This window comes from Enterovibrio sp. FF113 (assembly GCF_041439165.1).
In the GTDB taxonomy this organism is placed as follows: domain Bacteria; phylum Pseudomonadota; class Gammaproteobacteria; order Enterobacterales; family Vibrionaceae; genus Enterovibrio; species Enterovibrio norvegicus_A.
Map to the genome: position 1 here is coordinate 1 of NZ_JBGONO010000008.1, position 17,013 is coordinate 17,013.

The 17,013-nt window shown below is 46.7% G+C and carries 12 protein-coding genes and 1 pseudogene; 2 read left to right on the forward strand and 11 right to left on the reverse strand.

Going from position 1 to position 17,013, the window contains the following annotated elements; all coding sequences use genetic code 11:
- From ACED36_RS07870 to ACED36_RS07920, 11 genes and pseudogenes are all read right to left on the reverse strand, one after another.
- Nucleotides 1-68: pseudogene (locus tag ACED36_RS07870) on the reverse strand (type II toxin-antitoxin system prevent-host-death family antitoxin); the annotation flags it as partial.
- 330 nt (nt 69-398) lie between these two features.
- Nucleotides 399-1,181 carry a hypothetical protein gene (locus tag ACED36_RS07875; RefSeq protein WP_371733054.1) on the reverse strand — a complete coding sequence of 261 codons (783 nt, stop codon included), beginning with the start codon at nt 1,179-1,181 and terminating at the stop codon, nt 399-401.
- A gap of 39 nt (nt 1,182-1,220) precedes the next feature.
- The gene (locus tag ACED36_RS07880; RefSeq protein ID WP_371733055.1) at nt 1,221-1,415 is read right to left on the reverse strand and encodes a hypothetical protein; all 195 of its coding nucleotides are present in this window, start codon (nt 1,413-1,415) and stop codon (nt 1,221-1,223) included.
- Between the two features lie 352 nt (nt 1,416-1,767).
- Nucleotides 1,768-2,490 carry an adenylate/guanylate cyclase domain-containing protein gene (locus ACED36_RS07885; RefSeq protein WP_371733056.1) on the reverse strand — a complete coding sequence of 241 codons (723 nt, stop codon included), beginning with the start codon at nt 2,488-2,490 and terminating at the stop codon, nt 1,768-1,770.
- A gap of 626 nt (nt 2,491-3,116) precedes the next feature.
- On the reverse strand, nt 3,117-4,565 hold the full coding sequence (gnd, locus tag ACED36_RS07890; RefSeq protein WP_371733057.1) for a decarboxylating NADP(+)-dependent phosphogluconate dehydrogenase: 1,449 nt from the start codon (nt 4,563-4,565) through the stop codon (nt 3,117-3,119).
- 10 nt (nt 4,566-4,575) lie between these two features.
- The gene (gene pgl / locus ACED36_RS07895; RefSeq protein ID WP_017007236.1) at nt 4,576-5,322 is read right to left on the reverse strand and encodes a 6-phosphogluconolactonase; all 747 of its coding nucleotides are present in this window, start codon (nt 5,320-5,322) and stop codon (nt 4,576-4,578) included.
- Entirely contained in the window at nt 5,319-6,818 is a 1,500-nt protein-coding gene (gene zwf, locus ACED36_RS07900) for a glucose-6-phosphate dehydrogenase (protein WP_016959867.1), read from the reverse strand. The genes pgl and zwf overlap by 4 nt, the downstream gene beginning before the upstream one ends.
- A 170-nt stretch (nt 6,819-6,988) precedes the next feature.
- Nucleotides 6,989-8,074, reverse strand: coding sequence for a nitronate monooxygenase family protein (locus ACED36_RS07905; RefSeq protein ID WP_016959868.1), 1,086 nt, complete (start codon nt 8,072-8,074; stop codon nt 6,989-6,991).
- Between the two features lie 299 nt (nt 8,075-8,373).
- Nucleotides 8,374-9,903: a calcium-binding protein gene (locus tag ACED36_RS07910; protein ID WP_371733058.1), complete on the reverse strand. Its 1,530-nt coding sequence runs from the start codon at nt 9,901-9,903 to the stop codon at nt 8,374-8,376.
- A gap of 472 nt (nt 9,904-10,375) precedes the next feature.
- A complete protein-coding gene (locus ACED36_RS07915) occupies nt 10,376-14,284 on the reverse strand; it encodes a PAS domain S-box protein (protein ID WP_371733060.1) in 3,909 nt (1,302 codons plus the stop codon).
- A 361-nt stretch (nt 14,285-14,645) separates the two neighbouring features.
- On the reverse strand, nt 14,646-15,335 hold the full coding sequence (locus ACED36_RS07920) for a hypothetical protein (RefSeq protein ID WP_371733061.1): 690 nt from the start codon (nt 15,333-15,335) through the stop codon (nt 14,646-14,648).
- 167 nt (nt 15,336-15,502) lie between these two features.
- On the opposite strand from ACED36_RS07920, the gene ACED36_RS07925 reads away from it, so the two are divergent.
- The gene (locus ACED36_RS07925) at nt 15,503-16,210 is read left to right on the forward strand and encodes a hypothetical protein (protein ID WP_016959872.1); all 708 of its coding nucleotides are present in this window, start codon (nt 15,503-15,505) and stop codon (nt 16,208-16,210) included.
- 248 nt (nt 16,211-16,458) lie between these two features.
- Nucleotides 16,459-16,974 (forward strand): hypothetical protein, encoded by a 516-nt coding sequence (locus ACED36_RS07930; RefSeq protein ID WP_371733063.1) that lies wholly within the window; start codon nt 16,459-16,461, stop codon nt 16,972-16,974.
- The last annotated feature ends 39 nt before the right edge of the window (nt 16,975-17,013 follow it).

Below are 17,013 nucleotides of genomic sequence, written 5' to 3' on the forward strand. Positions count from 1 at the left end.
CTATCGTGCAGTTCCGACAAGATTTTGGTCGCTTGGCGTTTCAACGACGTTACCAATTCTACTTTCATCTGTGTTACCTCGAAGACATACTCAAAGTGATACTATTCTATCACTTTGAGTATGGCAAGGTTGTGGGCATTTTTGAGTGCCTGTCCCCGCTAACCCATAAACGTGCCAGAACAGAACGGCCTGACACGACTATGGGCAGAAACGACTAAGAGTTGGTGCTCTAAGCCGTTAGGGTCGGATAAGGTAAGCTTTGGGGAATTGATAGTCCATCTGCTATTCACATCGGTATCTGGAAAGTCTAAGGCTCTTCATCTAGGCTAAGGTGAACCTTTTCGACACATTCACTTGCCCCTTAATCAGCAGATTTATTTAGTCAAAAAAATTCCAACCTAAGCAGCTGTTCCAATTACGTAACCATCAATGTTTTTGACATTTTTCCTTGAAAACCTCAACGTTCCGCCTTTAGATGACGGCCAAATTGCTTTCATGTTTTCATCGCAAATGACTTCATTGTTACCATCCGATAGTTTTGTTGCCCTGAATACACATTCACCAAATGCTTTGGGCTGCTTATTTGGTGCTAAACCAACTAATGTAATGAGTGTCTTACTTACAGCTAGACCAACGCCTATATCTACTGGCGGCAATCGATAGCGCTCGGATAATGCCTTATTAACAAGATCTCTTACATCACCTATCGCATTCTTGGCTGCTCTATGGGATGCATATATAGCTTGTTCTCTGGCATCAGCATCTATTCGAAATAGCGCTAAAATACCATCACCTAAATATTCAGTAACACTTCCTTCTTCATTGCAGACTGCATAAGCTAAAGCTGGAAGTAGAGCTGATGTTTCATAGTAGACTCTTTGTAATCCTGAAACATCTGCATGTTTGGGACTGATAGCGCACATAAGATGCTGGCTGGATCCTCTCATATCAGCAACGAAAGCAACAAACTCATCGATAACAGTTTCGCCATCTCGAACTAGTTCATGGCCCGGAATTTTTGAAGGTTCGGCAGAGTCCATAACACTTTCACACATTGACTCATTCGATATGGAACGAATTGCCTTAAGTAGGTGCCCTCCTTCCCGCCACTCCTTTTCAGCTCGATCCAGACTAGCGTTAATTATCGTTCTTAACTCATTTTTTTCACTTACTGTAAGCATATTTCACTCACCAAAATTCAAAACAAATAAAATCATTTTTTAATTAGTCACAAGATAGATAAATGCACACAGACCTACTGCAAACCAAATTGCAGAAACCGCCAGAGAAAAATTCAATCGGTGTAACTTAATATCTCGAATATAAATCAGCTTCATGTGCTCGAACGACAACTCTAACTCAATGCCATCTGCGGTATCAGGGTATGTCGCGGCAACGTTTGCTATATCCTTCACAGCCTTGATGGATTCTCTGTTTAGCAGTGAATCAAGAAATCCGAAGCGATAAAGCCTACTTCCGTAGAAAGAGCCATTACATATGCTCTCATTTGTGATGTGGTTTGCAGGGTTATCTATTGCTGATATTGTCCTAATTAGTGAGTATATCGCGAGAAACCAGAGGAAAAAAAAGATGTAAGTCACCATACCACACTCTACTCGCGTGGATAGTTGCTTGAGGAACTCCCATATCTGATTTATCTGCGAAAATGGTAAAAGCAGACCTGCGAGCAATGCCCCAACCTTAACATCAGTAGCGCGAATTGTTGCTTGGCAGTCTTGGATAGCGGCCACAATGAAGTCTGACTTACTATCCATTGTTTTCCACCCATTCATTCATTGATGTGTTAATCACATTCCCGTGATAGCAGTTTCTATTTGCGTTATAACTTAACAGCTCCTTTAGCTCATCGTTTAGGTTGCCATAAAACACCTCTGAAACCATCATTTCGTTGTCAGACCATACTTTGTTACCAAATCCGCATAGCTCCGCTGCTTCACTCACTAAGCTACCGAGCCAGACTACCTCATTGATACCGCTTCCTTTATATCCTGATTTCACAAGTAATGATCGTCCGTAAGACATGCCAATGCCCACTGTTAGCTGAGAGTAACCACGTTTTTTATACTTGATGTTAAGGACGTCAATTAATGATGATACTTTCCCACCAATACTGAAAAGCTCTCTTATATCGTTCTTTGTTGGAGTGTTGAATATTCCCCAAACGCAATCCCCTTCAATACATACCTCTTTTACTTTGGAGTGACTTTTCAGTATCGCTACCAATTCGGAAATATAAGTTTTGTATATCTTGGCTAGCACGGGCTTTGTGTGCTTACGGTTGAGCTCTTTAGAACCTCTAATATCGACGAATAATGCTGAGCAATTCACGTTAAAGCCGTTAGTAAAGGTAAGGTCATCGCGTGATGGGATTGAATCCTTGTCCTTATAATCCGCGTCTGAGCCTTTTAGAATTTCATCAATACGCTCTCTACTTTTGGCAAAGTCGTAAGCACTAAAATCTGCCTTCATTCATTTTCCTTCTTAGTATTATTTCATTAAGACGCGTGAAGGCCTTATTGATAGCCTCTTTCGTGTAAGCAGCCACTGTAATTTTGATGACCTACGCTAACTCAGTGATAGGATAGATATTCGAAAAAAACTCTTTGTGTTCGTTTTTGCATTGTCGGCACGCAACACGCCATCACTGTCTGCATTTTTCGGCGCGAATGTACCATGAAGTGCATAAAGCAATACTTGATTTCGATCTCACTGGAGCGCGAGTGGCGAATGTTCATACAGTCATTAGCGATTTGTGTTTTTTGAGTGAGTAGGAGAGGGCTGAAAGATACGTTTTACAGGGCGCATTGCGTGTTGTTGGCGCGTTGCAGAACGTCGCTGGACAGGCTCTGACAGCACTGTCACTCAAAAAGCGCTATTTACAACGTCATCTCACTCAACTCCCCTCCCAACCTTATCCCCAATTTCTGTGCATAACTCCCAGGTAATCGATGGCTTCAATGGCTTATAGATTGCAAGTGATTGTGTGATTTTTGTTCAACTTTTGTCTGTAAATTTCACGCACGAAAAAGGGCAGGATTTTCATCCTGCCCTTGGGTGTTTGTCGCCTTGCTTAAAAGGCTAATTGCACTCGGTGCTTACACGTCGTAGGTGGTAGACGAGATGTTGCCGCCTGTGCCAGTCCAGTTCGTGTGGAAGAACTCGCCGCGTGCTTTGTCCGTGCGCTCGTATGTGTGTGCGCCGAAGTAGTCACGTTGTGCCTGAATCATGTTCGCTGGAAGGCGAGCCGTGGTGTAACCGTTCAGGAAGGTCAGTGCAGACGACATACATGGCATTGGTAGGCCGCTTTCGAACGACTTAGCCACCACTTTACGCCATGCTGGCAGGCTGCCTTGCAGGATGTCTTTGAAGTACGCATCTGTGCCTAGGAATGGCAGTTCTGGGTTTGCTTCAAACGCATCACGGATGTTGCCAAGGAATGCGCTACGGATGATACAACCGCCACGCCACATTAGCGCCACGTTGCCGTAGTTCAGTTCCCAGTTGTTCGCTTCTGACGCTTCGCGGATCAGCATAAAGCCTTGCGCGTAAGAGATGATTTTAGATGCAAGCAACGCTTGGCGTAGCGCATCTAGCCACTCTGACTTGTCGCCTTCAACAGGCTGGATTGGGTTGTCGAACAACGCAGCCGCTTCAACGCGTTGGTCTTTCATTGAAGACAGCACGCGCGCGAACACTGACTCGGTGATCAGCGTCAATGGAATACCCAAATCTAACGCATTGATACCTGTCCATTTGCCCGTGCCTTTTTGGCCTGCTGCATCCATGATTTTCTCAACCAGTGGTTCGCCGTCTTCGTCGCGGTAACCCAAAATGTCAGCAGAGATTTCGATCAGGTAGCTGTTTAGCTCGGTGTTGTTCCACTCGGCAAAGGTCGCTTGCATTTCATCATGCGACATACCCAAACCTTCTTTCATGAAGTGGTAGGCTTCGCTGATCAGCTGCATGTCGCCGTATTCAATACCGTTGTGAACCATTTTCACGAAGTGACCTGCACCTTCACGGCCAACCCAATCACAACATGCTTCGCCATCGTCAGTCTTCGCGGCAATGGCTTGGAAAATAGGCTTCACGAACGGCCATGCTTCAGGGTTACCACCTGGCATGATTGACGGTCCAAAGCGTGCACCTTCTTCGCCGCCAGAAACACCGGTACCGACAAAACGAATGCCTTTTTCACGCAGATCAGCGACACGACGACTGGTGTCTGGGTAATTAGTGTTACCACCATCAATGATGATGTCACCTTCGTCTAGCAAAGGAACGAGCGCGTCGATGAATTGATCAACAACATCGCCTGCACGAACCATCAACATCACTTTGCGTGGTGATTCTAGTTTGCTCACCATGTCTTCTAGCGAGGTAGCACCCACAATGTTGGTGCCTTTCGCTGGGCCTTCAAGGAACTCGTCCACTTTGGCGACAGTACGGTTAAAAGCAACGACTTTGAATCCGTGGTCGTTCATGTTCAGGATCAGGTTTTGACCCATCACGGCCAGTCCGATTACACCAATATCAGCTTTCATTTATTTCTCCTTAGGCCAGCTCTTGGGCTGCTTCTGAATCTAAATACCACTCGGTTGTATCCGCTTGTTTTTCACAGCGAACTTTTGCAGCAGGGTAAGCCTCTGCTGCTGGCGCGTTGTCGGCGATTTCTTTCAATACCGACGCTTTGCTAGCGCCCAATACCAAGTAGGTAATGCGTTTTGCGTTTTTCAACAGATGCGCAGTTTTGGACACACGGAACTGATGGCTCTCAGGGTGTGAAGCAATGGTCGCAATTTCTGTGGTTTCGTAATCTGTTTTACCTGGGAACAGGGAAGCGGTATGTCCGTCTGTGCCCATGCCAAGCAAAATCCAGTCAAATGCAGGTGTCTTACCTTGGTCTAGTTGACCTTCGCTATCTGGAATCGTGTCATACATCTCTTCCGTAAAACGAATCACTTCGCCTGCCACGAAATCTTCACCACGGATGCGGTGGATGTTCTCAGCAGGGATCTGGATGTGGTCAAACAACAGTGCCTTTGCTTGTCCGTAATTGCTTTGCTCATTATCTGGTACCACGCAACGTTCGTCGCCCCACCAGAAATGCAGGTTCTGCCACTGAATACGCGTGGCGTAATCCGCGTTTGCCAAGTAACTGAAAAGCTGTGATGGCGTGCTGCCACCAGACAGTGAAATGTGTATAGGACGTCCCATTTCGCTGTATTCCAACAAGCTCTGAGCAAGGGCTTCAACCACCTGCTGAGAATCATCGAATACGCGATAGTTCATGTTACTCATAGTTCACAATAATCCGTATCTGCTAAGTTCTTACAAGGGAAGCGCCATGAACGATCTTCGTCGTTCAATAGTTCATCCGCTTCTTTTGGCCCCCACGTCCCTGCGGCGTAGCCGTATAGGTGCTCAGGGTTTTCCTTGTATTCCAAAATCGGTTGAACGAATTCCCAACACGCTTTCACTGCATCGGTTCTCGCAAACAATGTGGCATCGCCTTTCATTGAGTCGAGCAGCAAACGTTCGTATGCCGTGAGCATTTGGGTTTCTTCAAGGGTGTCGTAATGGAAGTCCATCGAGACTTCCTTGGCTTTAAAGCCTGCGCCCGGTTCTTTCAAACCAAAGCTCATTTGAATGCCTTCATCAGGTTGAATACGAATAATCAGCTTGTTCTCTGGGGCATTCGCGCCAAACACTGGGTGCGGCGTTTTTTGAAAATGAATGACCACTTCCGTCACTCGCGTTGGCAAGCGTTTACCGGTACGAACGTAAAATGGCACGCCGTTCCAACGCCAGTTATCGATAAACATCTTCAAACCGACATACGTTTCCGTGCGGGAGTCATCTGCTACACCATTCTCTTGGCGATAGCCTTTGAGGTGAGCACCACGTACATCAGACTCAGTGTATTGTCCCAGTACCAGATTATTCTTCAACTTTTCTTCGGTCAGTGGTTGAAGGCTGTTCAGCACTTTCACCACTTCGTTACGCATTGAATCTGCGTTTATGACCGCAGGCGGCTCCATACCCACCATTGCCAATACTTGCAGCAGGTGGTTTTGGAACATGTCGCGCACGGCGCCCGCACCGTCATAATAGCCGCCACGTTCTTCTACACCCAGAAATTCTGCCGCAGTAATTTCAACGTAATCGATGAAGTTGCGGTTCCAAAGGGGTTCGAACATGCCGTTAGCGAAACGGAAAACCAGCAGGTTTTGAACCGTTTCTTTACCAAGGTAGTGGTCAATGCGGTAAATCTGATGTTCTTGGAAAGCATTGTGAAGGGTTTTATCGAGCTGTTCAGCGGTCGCAAGATCATAGCCGAATGGCTTTTCAACGATCAGGCGTTTCCAGCCGTTGTCTTCTGTGTTCAGGCCATGAGCAGCAAGGCTCGTTGGGATAACGCTATACAAGCTTGGCGGTGTTGCCAAATAGAAGGTGGTGTTGCCACCGGTTTCGTACACTTGCTCGATATCATCCAAGCGCGCTTTCAACTTGCCGTAATCGTCGACATCTGACGTATCAATCGGCTGGTAATGAACACGCTCAAGAAACTCTGTCAGCATTTGCTGATCAACTTTCTCATTCGCTGTTAGCGAGATTTTGAGTTTTTCTTGAAATTCGGCATCAGAGTAGTGGGTACGACTGACCCCTAGAATGGCGAATTTTTCTGACAGCAATCCATTAGCAAAAAGATGATAGAAGGCAGGAATTAATTTGCGATGGGTCAAATCACCCGACGCGCCAAAGATGACGATACAATTATTTTCTGGTTTGACCATAATGCAATCCCACTTGCCTGAAGCCCTCAGAGCAAGTCATTCATTTTTTAGTGATAGAACTATAAACAATAAGCTGAAAAGTAACAGTCGTTTCTGTCTATCAAATTGATAGATAGACCCGAACAACCTCCATAGCAGAGATTCAGGCGCAACTATATACCCAAGCAGCCTCAAGATGCTTGAGTATATAGCGCTTTCGTCAATTCACCCGCTGAAATTGCTTTGCAACCTGATGTGTTTTGTCCACACCAAAGTGGCGTGAAATCATCACGGCCTTGCAATTCAGCTTGGCTTCGAAGAGGGGTCGCCTCAATCGAGGCAAACGGAAACGTCGGGACGAGTGGATGGATACAACCCAGCTCTTTCATGGCGCGATTGACGATGCCACGAGCGGGTCTGCCTGAAAATATGTTCGTCAGCGCGGTATGCGGTGATTGGCCGCTCTGAATAGCAGCACGGTGCAATGGTGAGGTCTTAGCTTCCACGCACAATAGATACGCGGTTCCAACTAGCACAGCATCGGCACCTAGTGACAAAGCGCTTTGCACGTCGTTACTGTCACCAATACCACCCGCGCCAATCACAGGCACATTGACACGTTGGGCGATTTGCGAGATCAGCGCAGCGGCTCCCATTTGGGTAGTAAGGTTATCCGTCAGGAACATGCCTCGATGACCGCCCGCCTCTATGCCTTGCGCAATAATACCGTCAGCCCCATTGGCTTCTAACCATATAGCTTCTTCAACCGTGGTCGCAGAAGACACCACTTTTGCGCCCCAGCTTTTTACCCGCGCCAAAAGTTGTTTATCGGGAAGACCAAAATGAAAACTGATAAATGAGGGGCAAAAAGGTTCGATGGCATCAGCAATATCGTGGTTAAACGGCATTCTGGTTGCGCTGTTGAGCAGGCTTGCTGCATTCACATCAAACTCTTCAAAGTACGGCGTCAGCACAGTTCTCCATTTTGCGTGTTGGCTTTGGTCGAATTGCGGCATGCGATGACAGAAGAAGTTGAGATTGTAGGGTTTGGTCGTCGAGGCTTGAATCGCTTCTATCTCACTCACGATTTGATCGATACTCAACATGCCACAAGGCAAAGACCCTAACCCACCCGCTTCACTCACTGCGATGGCCAGCGTGCTGTCTTGCACGCCTGCCATTGGCGCTTGAATAATGGGAAGTTCGGTACCGAGCAGTGCCTTGATGTTGCTGTCGAAGTTATCGCTACCCCTATTGGTGATCTCTCCGTTATGCATCAGCGTTCCTTTTCTGACGTATTCGTTATCGGTTGGGCTAACAGCGCAAGCAATAGACATGCGAGATATACGCAAGTGACCTCAAGATGCTTGGGTTTATCACTCTAATCACAAAACGCGCAGAGTGCGCGAACAAAGGTCTGATATTGACCATTGGTTGGTAGATTTAAGTCTGTTGAGGCGAGGAGATTCGCATTGGGGATCGTTCAACGAGAAAACGGAGGCGTACCTCCGCTTTGGGATGTTTTCGCGAAAACTTAAGTCTGAACGAAAACTGAGGTCTAAACGAAATCTAGGGTTTAAACGAAATCAAACATGCTGTTATCCAGATCGGATGCATTGAACTTATCGAGTACGATTTTGGTTTGCGCGTTATCGAACGTCATGATCACATCTTCACCAGACTGACGGATGTTGATGTCGCCCATTTTGGTTGCGAGTGTTTTTTGAAGCGCAATGGTGTCGTACTTGCCGTTGAAATCCAGAATGATGTCGTTCTCACTGCTGTTGTTGAAGAAAAACACATCCGAACCCGCACCGCCAGTGAGAATATCTCGACCCATACCACCATCAAGGTAGTCATCGCCGCCACCGCCGTTTAGGCGATCTAAGCCATCATGACCGTACAGTCTGTCGTTGTCCGCTTCACCAAACAATTTGTCATTACCCAATCCGCCACGAAGCGTATCTTCACCAGACCAACCGTACAGCACATCGTCTTCGGTATGGCCGTCAATGTAATCATTACCAAGGCCACCATAGATGGTGTCGTTACCTTCAAGTCCTATCAAGTAATCGTTACCTTCTTCGCCAAGAATAGTGTCATTGCCTGAGCCGCCATTCACTTGATCATCGCCAAGGCCACCGCTGACGTAATCATCACCCGCGCCGCCGAACACGGTGTCATCGTCACCGCGCCCAAACAGGGTGTCATTACCTTCACCACCGTGCAGTTCGTCTTCGCCATAACCACCATTAAGCATGTCGTCACCGTTGCCGCCGTTCAACAGATCATCGTCAAGGCCGCCGAATAACTCGTCGTGGCCATCGCCACCTTGAAGGTTATCGTTGCCGTCTTTTCCGTAAAGAAAGTCGTTCCCGGCTTGGCCATACAGGGTATCTTTACCATCATTGCCGTTAATGATGTCGTCGCCTGTTCCGCCGTAAAGTTTATCGTCACCCGCTTGGCCGAACAGTTGGTCGTTACCCGCATCGCCGTATATCGCGTCGTTACCGTTTTCACCGAAGATCACGTCATTGTCTTCGTTGCCGTGCATCACATCAGCACCGTCACCACCGCGTAAGGTATCGTTACCCGCCCCGCCGTTCATGGTGTCGTTTCCAGCGTCACCCCAAAGCACGTCGACACCGTCATCGCCATTTAATGTATCGTTACCGTCACCACCAAACAGGATATCGTTTCCTACGCCACCAAACAGTTTGTCGTCACCCACGCCGCCTCTTAGGCGATCGTTGCCCGCATCACCGTAAAGTGTGTCGTTACCTTCATCACCTTGCAAAGAATCGTTGCCGTTGCCGCCATAGAGAAGGTCTACTCCCAAACCACCCTCAACGATGTCATCACCATCATCACCGAACAACTCGTCGTTACCAAAGCCACCACGTACAGAATCATTCCCTTCGCCACCACGTACAACATCGTCGTTGTCGCCGCCAATTACGGTGTCATTACCACGTCCACCGTCAACATAATCGGTATCGCCATCGGCCTGAATAAAGTCATTGCCGTCCAAGCCATAAATCTCGTCAGCGCCGGGTGTGCCGCGAAGAACATCATCGCCATTGGTTCCATTAATGATATTTGCCATCGGTATCTCTTCCTTAATTGGTTTTGATAGAGACGTGCATGAGAAGAAATCGCTTTCTCGCGCACGAGTACAGAACGAAATACTTCAGCAAAGCCAATTAAGTCATCTTTGTTTGAACGGAATTTTAAGGCAGTAAAGCAAAAATGCCTGTTAAACTGAAATTGGGGAGGATGATATTCATACACAATTAGTATGGATTTTCGATTAACGATGTGATCTTTTTTACGTGATGGGCGTCGTTAGAGAAAAAACTGCGAGCAGCATTCAAAGACCGTCGATTTCAGCTCGATGCATATGTGTAAAAACCACACGAATCGAACCTGACAAATTTTCGGACAATGACAGGCGTCTAGAAAATAATGAAACCGTCCTGTCATGCTTTTTTGGTACTCATGACGCCCTTAAACATGGCGGCCTTTCCGCTAGACATAGCCATTCACGCCAGCGGAAAAAGCCTAAGGTTAAGGTAAGGTCACACATTGATATCGCTTTCTTTGGTAAGTACCTCTTTAATACCTCCCATCATGGTTTTCACCTCGGCAAGTACCTGCTTTACCTTGCTAATATCTGCTTTACTCGTTCCCATCACGTCAAAGAGCGCACTCAATGACAAAGCACCGCTTGATGCGGAGGATCCTTTTAAGCCATGGGTAAGCACACCAATCTGATCGATATCATTGTCTGAAATGGCTTGTTCCAATAAAGCCATGTCAGAGATCAGTGATTCCCAAAAAATGGTCAACACTGCATTCATCATTTTTTTGTCACAGGTGCCGATCATGCTCTCTAAGTGGTCGAAGTCAAAAAGCTCAGTGTTCAGCGCAATCGATGTACTGGGCAGTTTGGCTGGCAATGTCGATACCGCATTAACCGGCATTTTTATGACATTTCTTGCCAGTGTTGATTTCAGTTTGACGAGCTCAACAGGTTTGGAAATATAGTCATCCATTCCCGCTTGAATGCAGTTTTCCGATTCGCCCGCCAATGCATTGGCTGTTATCGCAATGATGATGGTTTTATCACGCTGTTGTTCGGCTTCTAATCGACGAATTTCAGTAGTGAGTGCAAAACCATCCATTTCAGGCATGTGGCAATCCGTTAACACAACAGGATAGTGACCCGACTTCCATTTCATCAGGGCTTCCACACCGTTTTTTGTCATTTCATAGTGATAGCCAAGATTTGTAAGCTGGCGCTCCAGCACCATTCGATTGGTAGGCTGATCCTCAACGCATAGAACAACAATGCTGTCTTTCTCAATACCATCATCATCAACGTCGTCAGCTGTGCTGTTGAATAATGAATAATCTACATTTGTGAAATCCGGTTTTTCAAAGCCACAGAGCACAAATAATGCCGTGATCAACTCGCTTGGGTTGAACGGTCGAATGCCCAAATAATAGAGCTGTGGAGCAACATAACCTGCGAGTTCGGAGACTTCCGTATCTAACACAATGTTTTTTAATTTCTGATCGTTGATATGGAAAGGCTCATTAACCGTGATGACAATGGTTCGACAATCATCAATAGAGGTAGGCATTTCACGTGTGATCATCTTAGGCTGACATTGCAAAATAATTTGTTCACAGGTGCGATAAATTTCTTCGTCTTCTATCATCACAACGAAATGGTAGTCGTGAAAGTCATAATTATTAAGCAAGGTTTCATCTGATGTACTGTGATACAACGGCAGCGTCACCGTAAAGTCACTGCCTATTTCAGGCTCACTGGTGACGCAAATATTACCTTTCATCAGTTCAACAAAGGATTTTGAAATGCTAAGACCCAGTCCCGTGCCGCCATATTTTCGCGTGGTAGAGCTATCGGCTTGTGTGAACGGCATAAATAGCTTATCGACCTGCGCCTCCGTCATCCCTACGCCAGTGTCGGAGATAGAAATACGGAGAGAGCGGCTGTCTTGAAGATATTCCGTGCTCACAGTAACAAACGCCTTTTTATCGGGTCTGTATGAGAACTTAATAGCATTACCCACTAAGTTGAGTAATACCTGTCGAATGCGTACCGAATCCATTTTTATTTGTTTAGGTAACCGAAAATCGTAGTGAATCCTCAGTACCACGTTGCTTTCTTGCGCCGTTACCCAAAAAACATCAAGTGTTCTTTCGATCAAACCCAGCAGATCCGTATCTCGGTACTCCAACTCCATTTGCCCCGACTCAATTTTCGAGAAGTCGAGAATGTCGTTGATAATCTCAAGCAATGAAAAAGATGAATCTCGAATTGTGGCCGTCATCCGTTGCTGATCTTTGGTCAGTTCACTCTCTCTGAGCAAATCAATCATGCCCACAACGCCATTCATCGGCGTGCGGATTTCATGGCTCATGGTAGCAAGAAACCGAGACTTGGCTTCGCTCGCTTTCAATGCTGTTTTTGATTCCTGCTCCAGCTTTTTCTGCAACGTGCGCTCATCGGTGATATCGAGATTAATGCCAAATAACGTATATTGCTCACTATTGGGATTATGGTAGACATCGCCCGCCGCCTTTATCCATCTCACCTCTTTCGTAAAACCATGAACAATACGAAACTCGGCATTAAACGCAGTATTCGCATTAAGCGAGCGACGCACTTCATTTTCGGCATAGTCAACGTCATCGGGGTGTATCGTTTTGCGCCAGTCTTCATACGTCAAAGCATTCGCTTTGGAAAAACCATAGAGGTTGAACATACCTTCGTCCCATTTCAATTCACTCGTGTGAATATCCATGGACCAGTTACAAATCCCACCGGCATTTGAGGCCAGTTTCATCCCACGAAGTAATTCGTCTCTGGTTTCTTTCGCACTGAGAAGCTCCTTCTCTGCTTCCTTTCGCTCTGAGATGTCTTCAACAACTTCAATGAGGTACTTTGGCCCCCCTTGGTCATCACACACTAAAGAAACCGATGTCGTGGACCAAAACTCCTCACCGTCACTTCGAATGTATTGTTTTTCCAAGGTAAACGACTTCGTTTTGTCGGTAATCAACTCATCAATTGACGTTTTAGTGATTTGTCGACAGTCTGGATGAGTAATCTCATAAAGGCTCTTATTTAGTATTCGCTCTTTGTCATATCCCATGAGCGCGCACATTTTATCATTCACTTCCAAAAAGCGACCATCCAGTGAGACCCTTGCAATACCAACGGCCGCCTGACTAAAGGCCGCTCTGTATATGATGTCACGCTCGCCTTCAGCATGAATATCGACCAATGATGCGACCATTGGCTCCGGTTCATTTAGGCTATACATCTTGGAGACAGGTACATGAGCTTGGTTCTGACCAATCAGATTAACAGCGCCAGTTGAAGGGTTCATTGGCACAACAATGCGCCGAGAAAGGTAAAATGCGAGCGCCAGACCGAAAGCAACAAACATCAATGCGAAAAGTATGGCGTTGCGAACTAAGGTATCAGACGCAGCAAATGCTTCATCTACTCCCACCCGAATATGTGCCGACCAAGACAATCCAGGATAATCGTACGCGCCATTGGAATGTGCATAACCCGTGACTTGCTGAATGTGTTTCCGAGAGTGCATAGAAATGTTAGCGCCGCTAAACCCAGACACGGCGAGTTTCGCCGCTTCTACGCCACGCTCCATGAGGTTTAACTGTCCGATCGTGGTGAAATCTCGCTGATAGTTGGCTGCTTTTTGCCCCACAGGATCCATGTCGACAATAACGTAGCCTTGGCGATCTAACAGAGTCAGCTCTACACCGTTGTAACCTTCAGACGACAACAGTGCATAGGTTTCTTCAATGATTCGCTCAATCGCTTCAAAATCAACCACATTGACCCAAAGCCCCAGAGGGTTACCTGACATATCACGCAACACGGTCGAAAAGATCATGTCGTAGTGATTACTGTCGTTTTCCAGAAGATTTCGCTCTGGTCCAACAACAAATGTGCCATTAGGCATCTCTGGATTAAGGGATTCACCCTGAATGGCGCGTTGAAACCAATCACGTTCTCGTATTGCTGCAGGGGATATAGACAGATCGGCGAGTGGCTTACCAAACGTATTTTGACTGTTTGCCGCAACAACGTTGCCTTCAAGATCGAAGACAACCATTCGACGATACATGTTGTCATGTCGAACATAACCGTTCAGCGTTTTAGCAAGAGCAGCCGTTTCCCCCAAGCCTTTCAAGCGCTGCTCATCAAGACTACCAAGCGAAAGAGGGAAGGTTTTTGTATCGTTATAACGCGCAAGAAGCTCCCTATCTATGAGTTTGATCAGCAGCGCCGCTTCGCGCTCAATACTCGTCAATACGGTGGATTGCGCAATGTCTTTTCCTTTCAAAGACACCGTCGCGACCATAACAACCATGAGCAATGCTAGGAATAAGAAAAAGGCGGAGAGTTTGATCGAAAGCTTCATTTTACTGACTCTTTTCTTGGGCAGAATGTCGTACGTCAAATGAACCACTGATAAGCCACATCATCATTCTGCTCAATCAGCGTCACGCAACTTGTCTTGTTAACAACACATATTGAGTAAGATTAGTTGCATATCTTATAATTGCGACATAACTGTCGCTGTTTAGTGGTGCTCTCTCGGCGTAAAAACCGATATAGCTTCGCTTTCATCTTTAGAAAGAGGCACACATCAACAATGCGTGATTGGCTCAAAATCCTGCCCGATGTGGTCAAGCGAATTGGCCTTTATTTACTGATGAATAGATTAAAAAACGGGAAGCTCGCATGGTGAGTCTTGTGAAAGAGCCGCGAGAAAGGGGGATTTAAATCGGGAAGAAAGTCATCGATGCAAACCCGTGCACCACCTGATTGATGTGACGGTTGGTGCTGTCGGCCACCATTTTCGCCATCATGTCTTGGATAACCATCATTTGACCTAACACGCGCTCATAACTGTAATTGGGCACGCCCTCTTCGGTGAGGCCATTGCTCCACAGCATGAGATTGCCGTTACTGTCTGTGCGAGTGTTCAGCAACCATGCGACAGTTTCTAGGTTGCGGGCGCTGTTGTAGAGCTTTTGCTGATCAATATCGTCCAGCAAATAGAACTCCAGTTGGTTGTTGTAACTGCTGCTGACCATACCCGTGATACCGACCATCAGCGCGAACACACGATCCCCTTCGAATTCCTCCGCAAACGCAAGATACAGGGCATCTACCCCGTCGATGTTGCCAAGTTCTGCGTAGCCATTTATTGGGCGTTTAACGGTCATAAAAGAAGCAAGGCGGGCGTTCACCGTTGCGCCGGGCACTTTGGTGAGCTCTCTTGGGTTACGTTTGTAGAGTTTGATGGTGAGGGTTTGAATTAAATCGCGGATCTCCACAATATGAATATCCGTGATCAAATCCATGTCGGATTTAGCAAGATTTTTAAACGCAAAAGGACGACTGCTACTGCTACAGGCACTCAATGCGAGAACCAGTACCACACACAGCCAATGTCGTCGCATCATTCCTACTCCGCGTTTAAGAGAACTCAAAAAGTGTAGGTGGCGCACTATTGATTTGAAAAGCGTGCTACATCCGGTCTGAGGGGTGAATCTAAAAAAATCGCGATATTGTTACTCACGACACCATCCTTTAGAATTCGCCCAATCAAATTGATTTCGCAAGGCAAACCATGAACAAGAGTTTTCTGACTAACATCATCGCTGCGGCCATTTTCGCGGCAGGCTATTTCCTTGACCAACCCATTGCCCTTTATGGCGGTTTATTTGCGTTGTCTGGCTCACTCACCAATTTGCTGGCTGTGCACATGCTATTTGAGAAAGTGCCAGGGCTTTATGGCTCCGGGGTTATTCAAGCGCGTTTTGAAGCCTTTAAGTTGGGCATCAAATCTTTGATGATGGATCAGTTCTTTACTAAGGAGAACATTGATCGCTTCCTTAACAAAGAAATGTCAGGCGGCGCCAACCTGAACCTTGACCCTGTCATTGAGAAGATTGATTTCAATCCGACGTTTGACGGCTTAGTTGACGTGATCAATAACAGCCAATTCGGTGGCATGTTAATGATGATGGGCGGTGCAGAAGCGCTGACCCCGTTGCGTGAACCGTTCGTGGCGAAAATGCGTCAGTCCGTGATCGACATTACGCAGCAAGAAAGTTTCCGTGAAGCACTCAAAGGCCAGATTGAACAACCAGAGATGTTAGGCGATATCACCGCCAACATTGAAACCGTTATCGAGCAACGTCTTGATGAGCTAACCCCTGACATGGTGAAAGACATTGTTCAAACGATGATCCGCGAGCACCTTGGCTGGCTGGTTGTTTGGGGTGGCGTGTTTGGTGGTTTGATTGGTGTCGTCTCTGCACTCGTCACGGCTTAACAACTAAGCGAGCGGTGATCCCAGTTCGCTGGCATAAAACGCGGACATATGATGCTTATCGGCACCTTCGGGTGCCGTTTTTGTTTCACAAGGTCTCGCCATGCTTTGGGATGGCTCACAAATCTCTGTTCTAATTACAAAATCACCCTCAAGTTCCCCGCAGTTCGTCCGATTCACTCCTAGAATAAATGCATATTGCGCGTCGCATAACTGACACACTTTAACCGTCTTTCACATGAGGTGAATTTATGGCCAAAACACGGATTTTCACATTAGCTACAGCGCTTGTTGGCGCCATGTTTGCGTCTTCTGCTTCTGCATTGATATTGCCACTTTCGGTAGGTGCCGATGCCGGTGTTGCGGATGTTAAATATAAAGGGCGCAGTGCGACAGGCTACTTTTGGGCCGTCACGGGTAACCTAAAGCTCACCAGTATGACCAGTATTTACTCAGGCTATGGTGAAACGACGGCTGAAATCCCCGATATTGATGGCGTTGATCAGGATTTCACGTCTATCTCTGTTCCACTGGCACTGCAGGTTAACTTGCCGATTGTGTTGGGTGATGTCTATGTGCGCGGCGGTGGCAACTATTACGAAAACACCTATGGCACCGAAGTCGAAGACGGCTATGGTTTGATTGGTGCAATTGGTCTGAGCCTTGCACCCGCGATTGGTCCAGGCATGGCAATTGAATTGGGTTATCGTGACCGTGGCAATGCGGAAACCAGCAGCATTTCTATTGGCGCTCGCTTAAATTTCTAAGCCGATTCAGCCTTTAGACCCAAAGCCAAACAAAGAAAA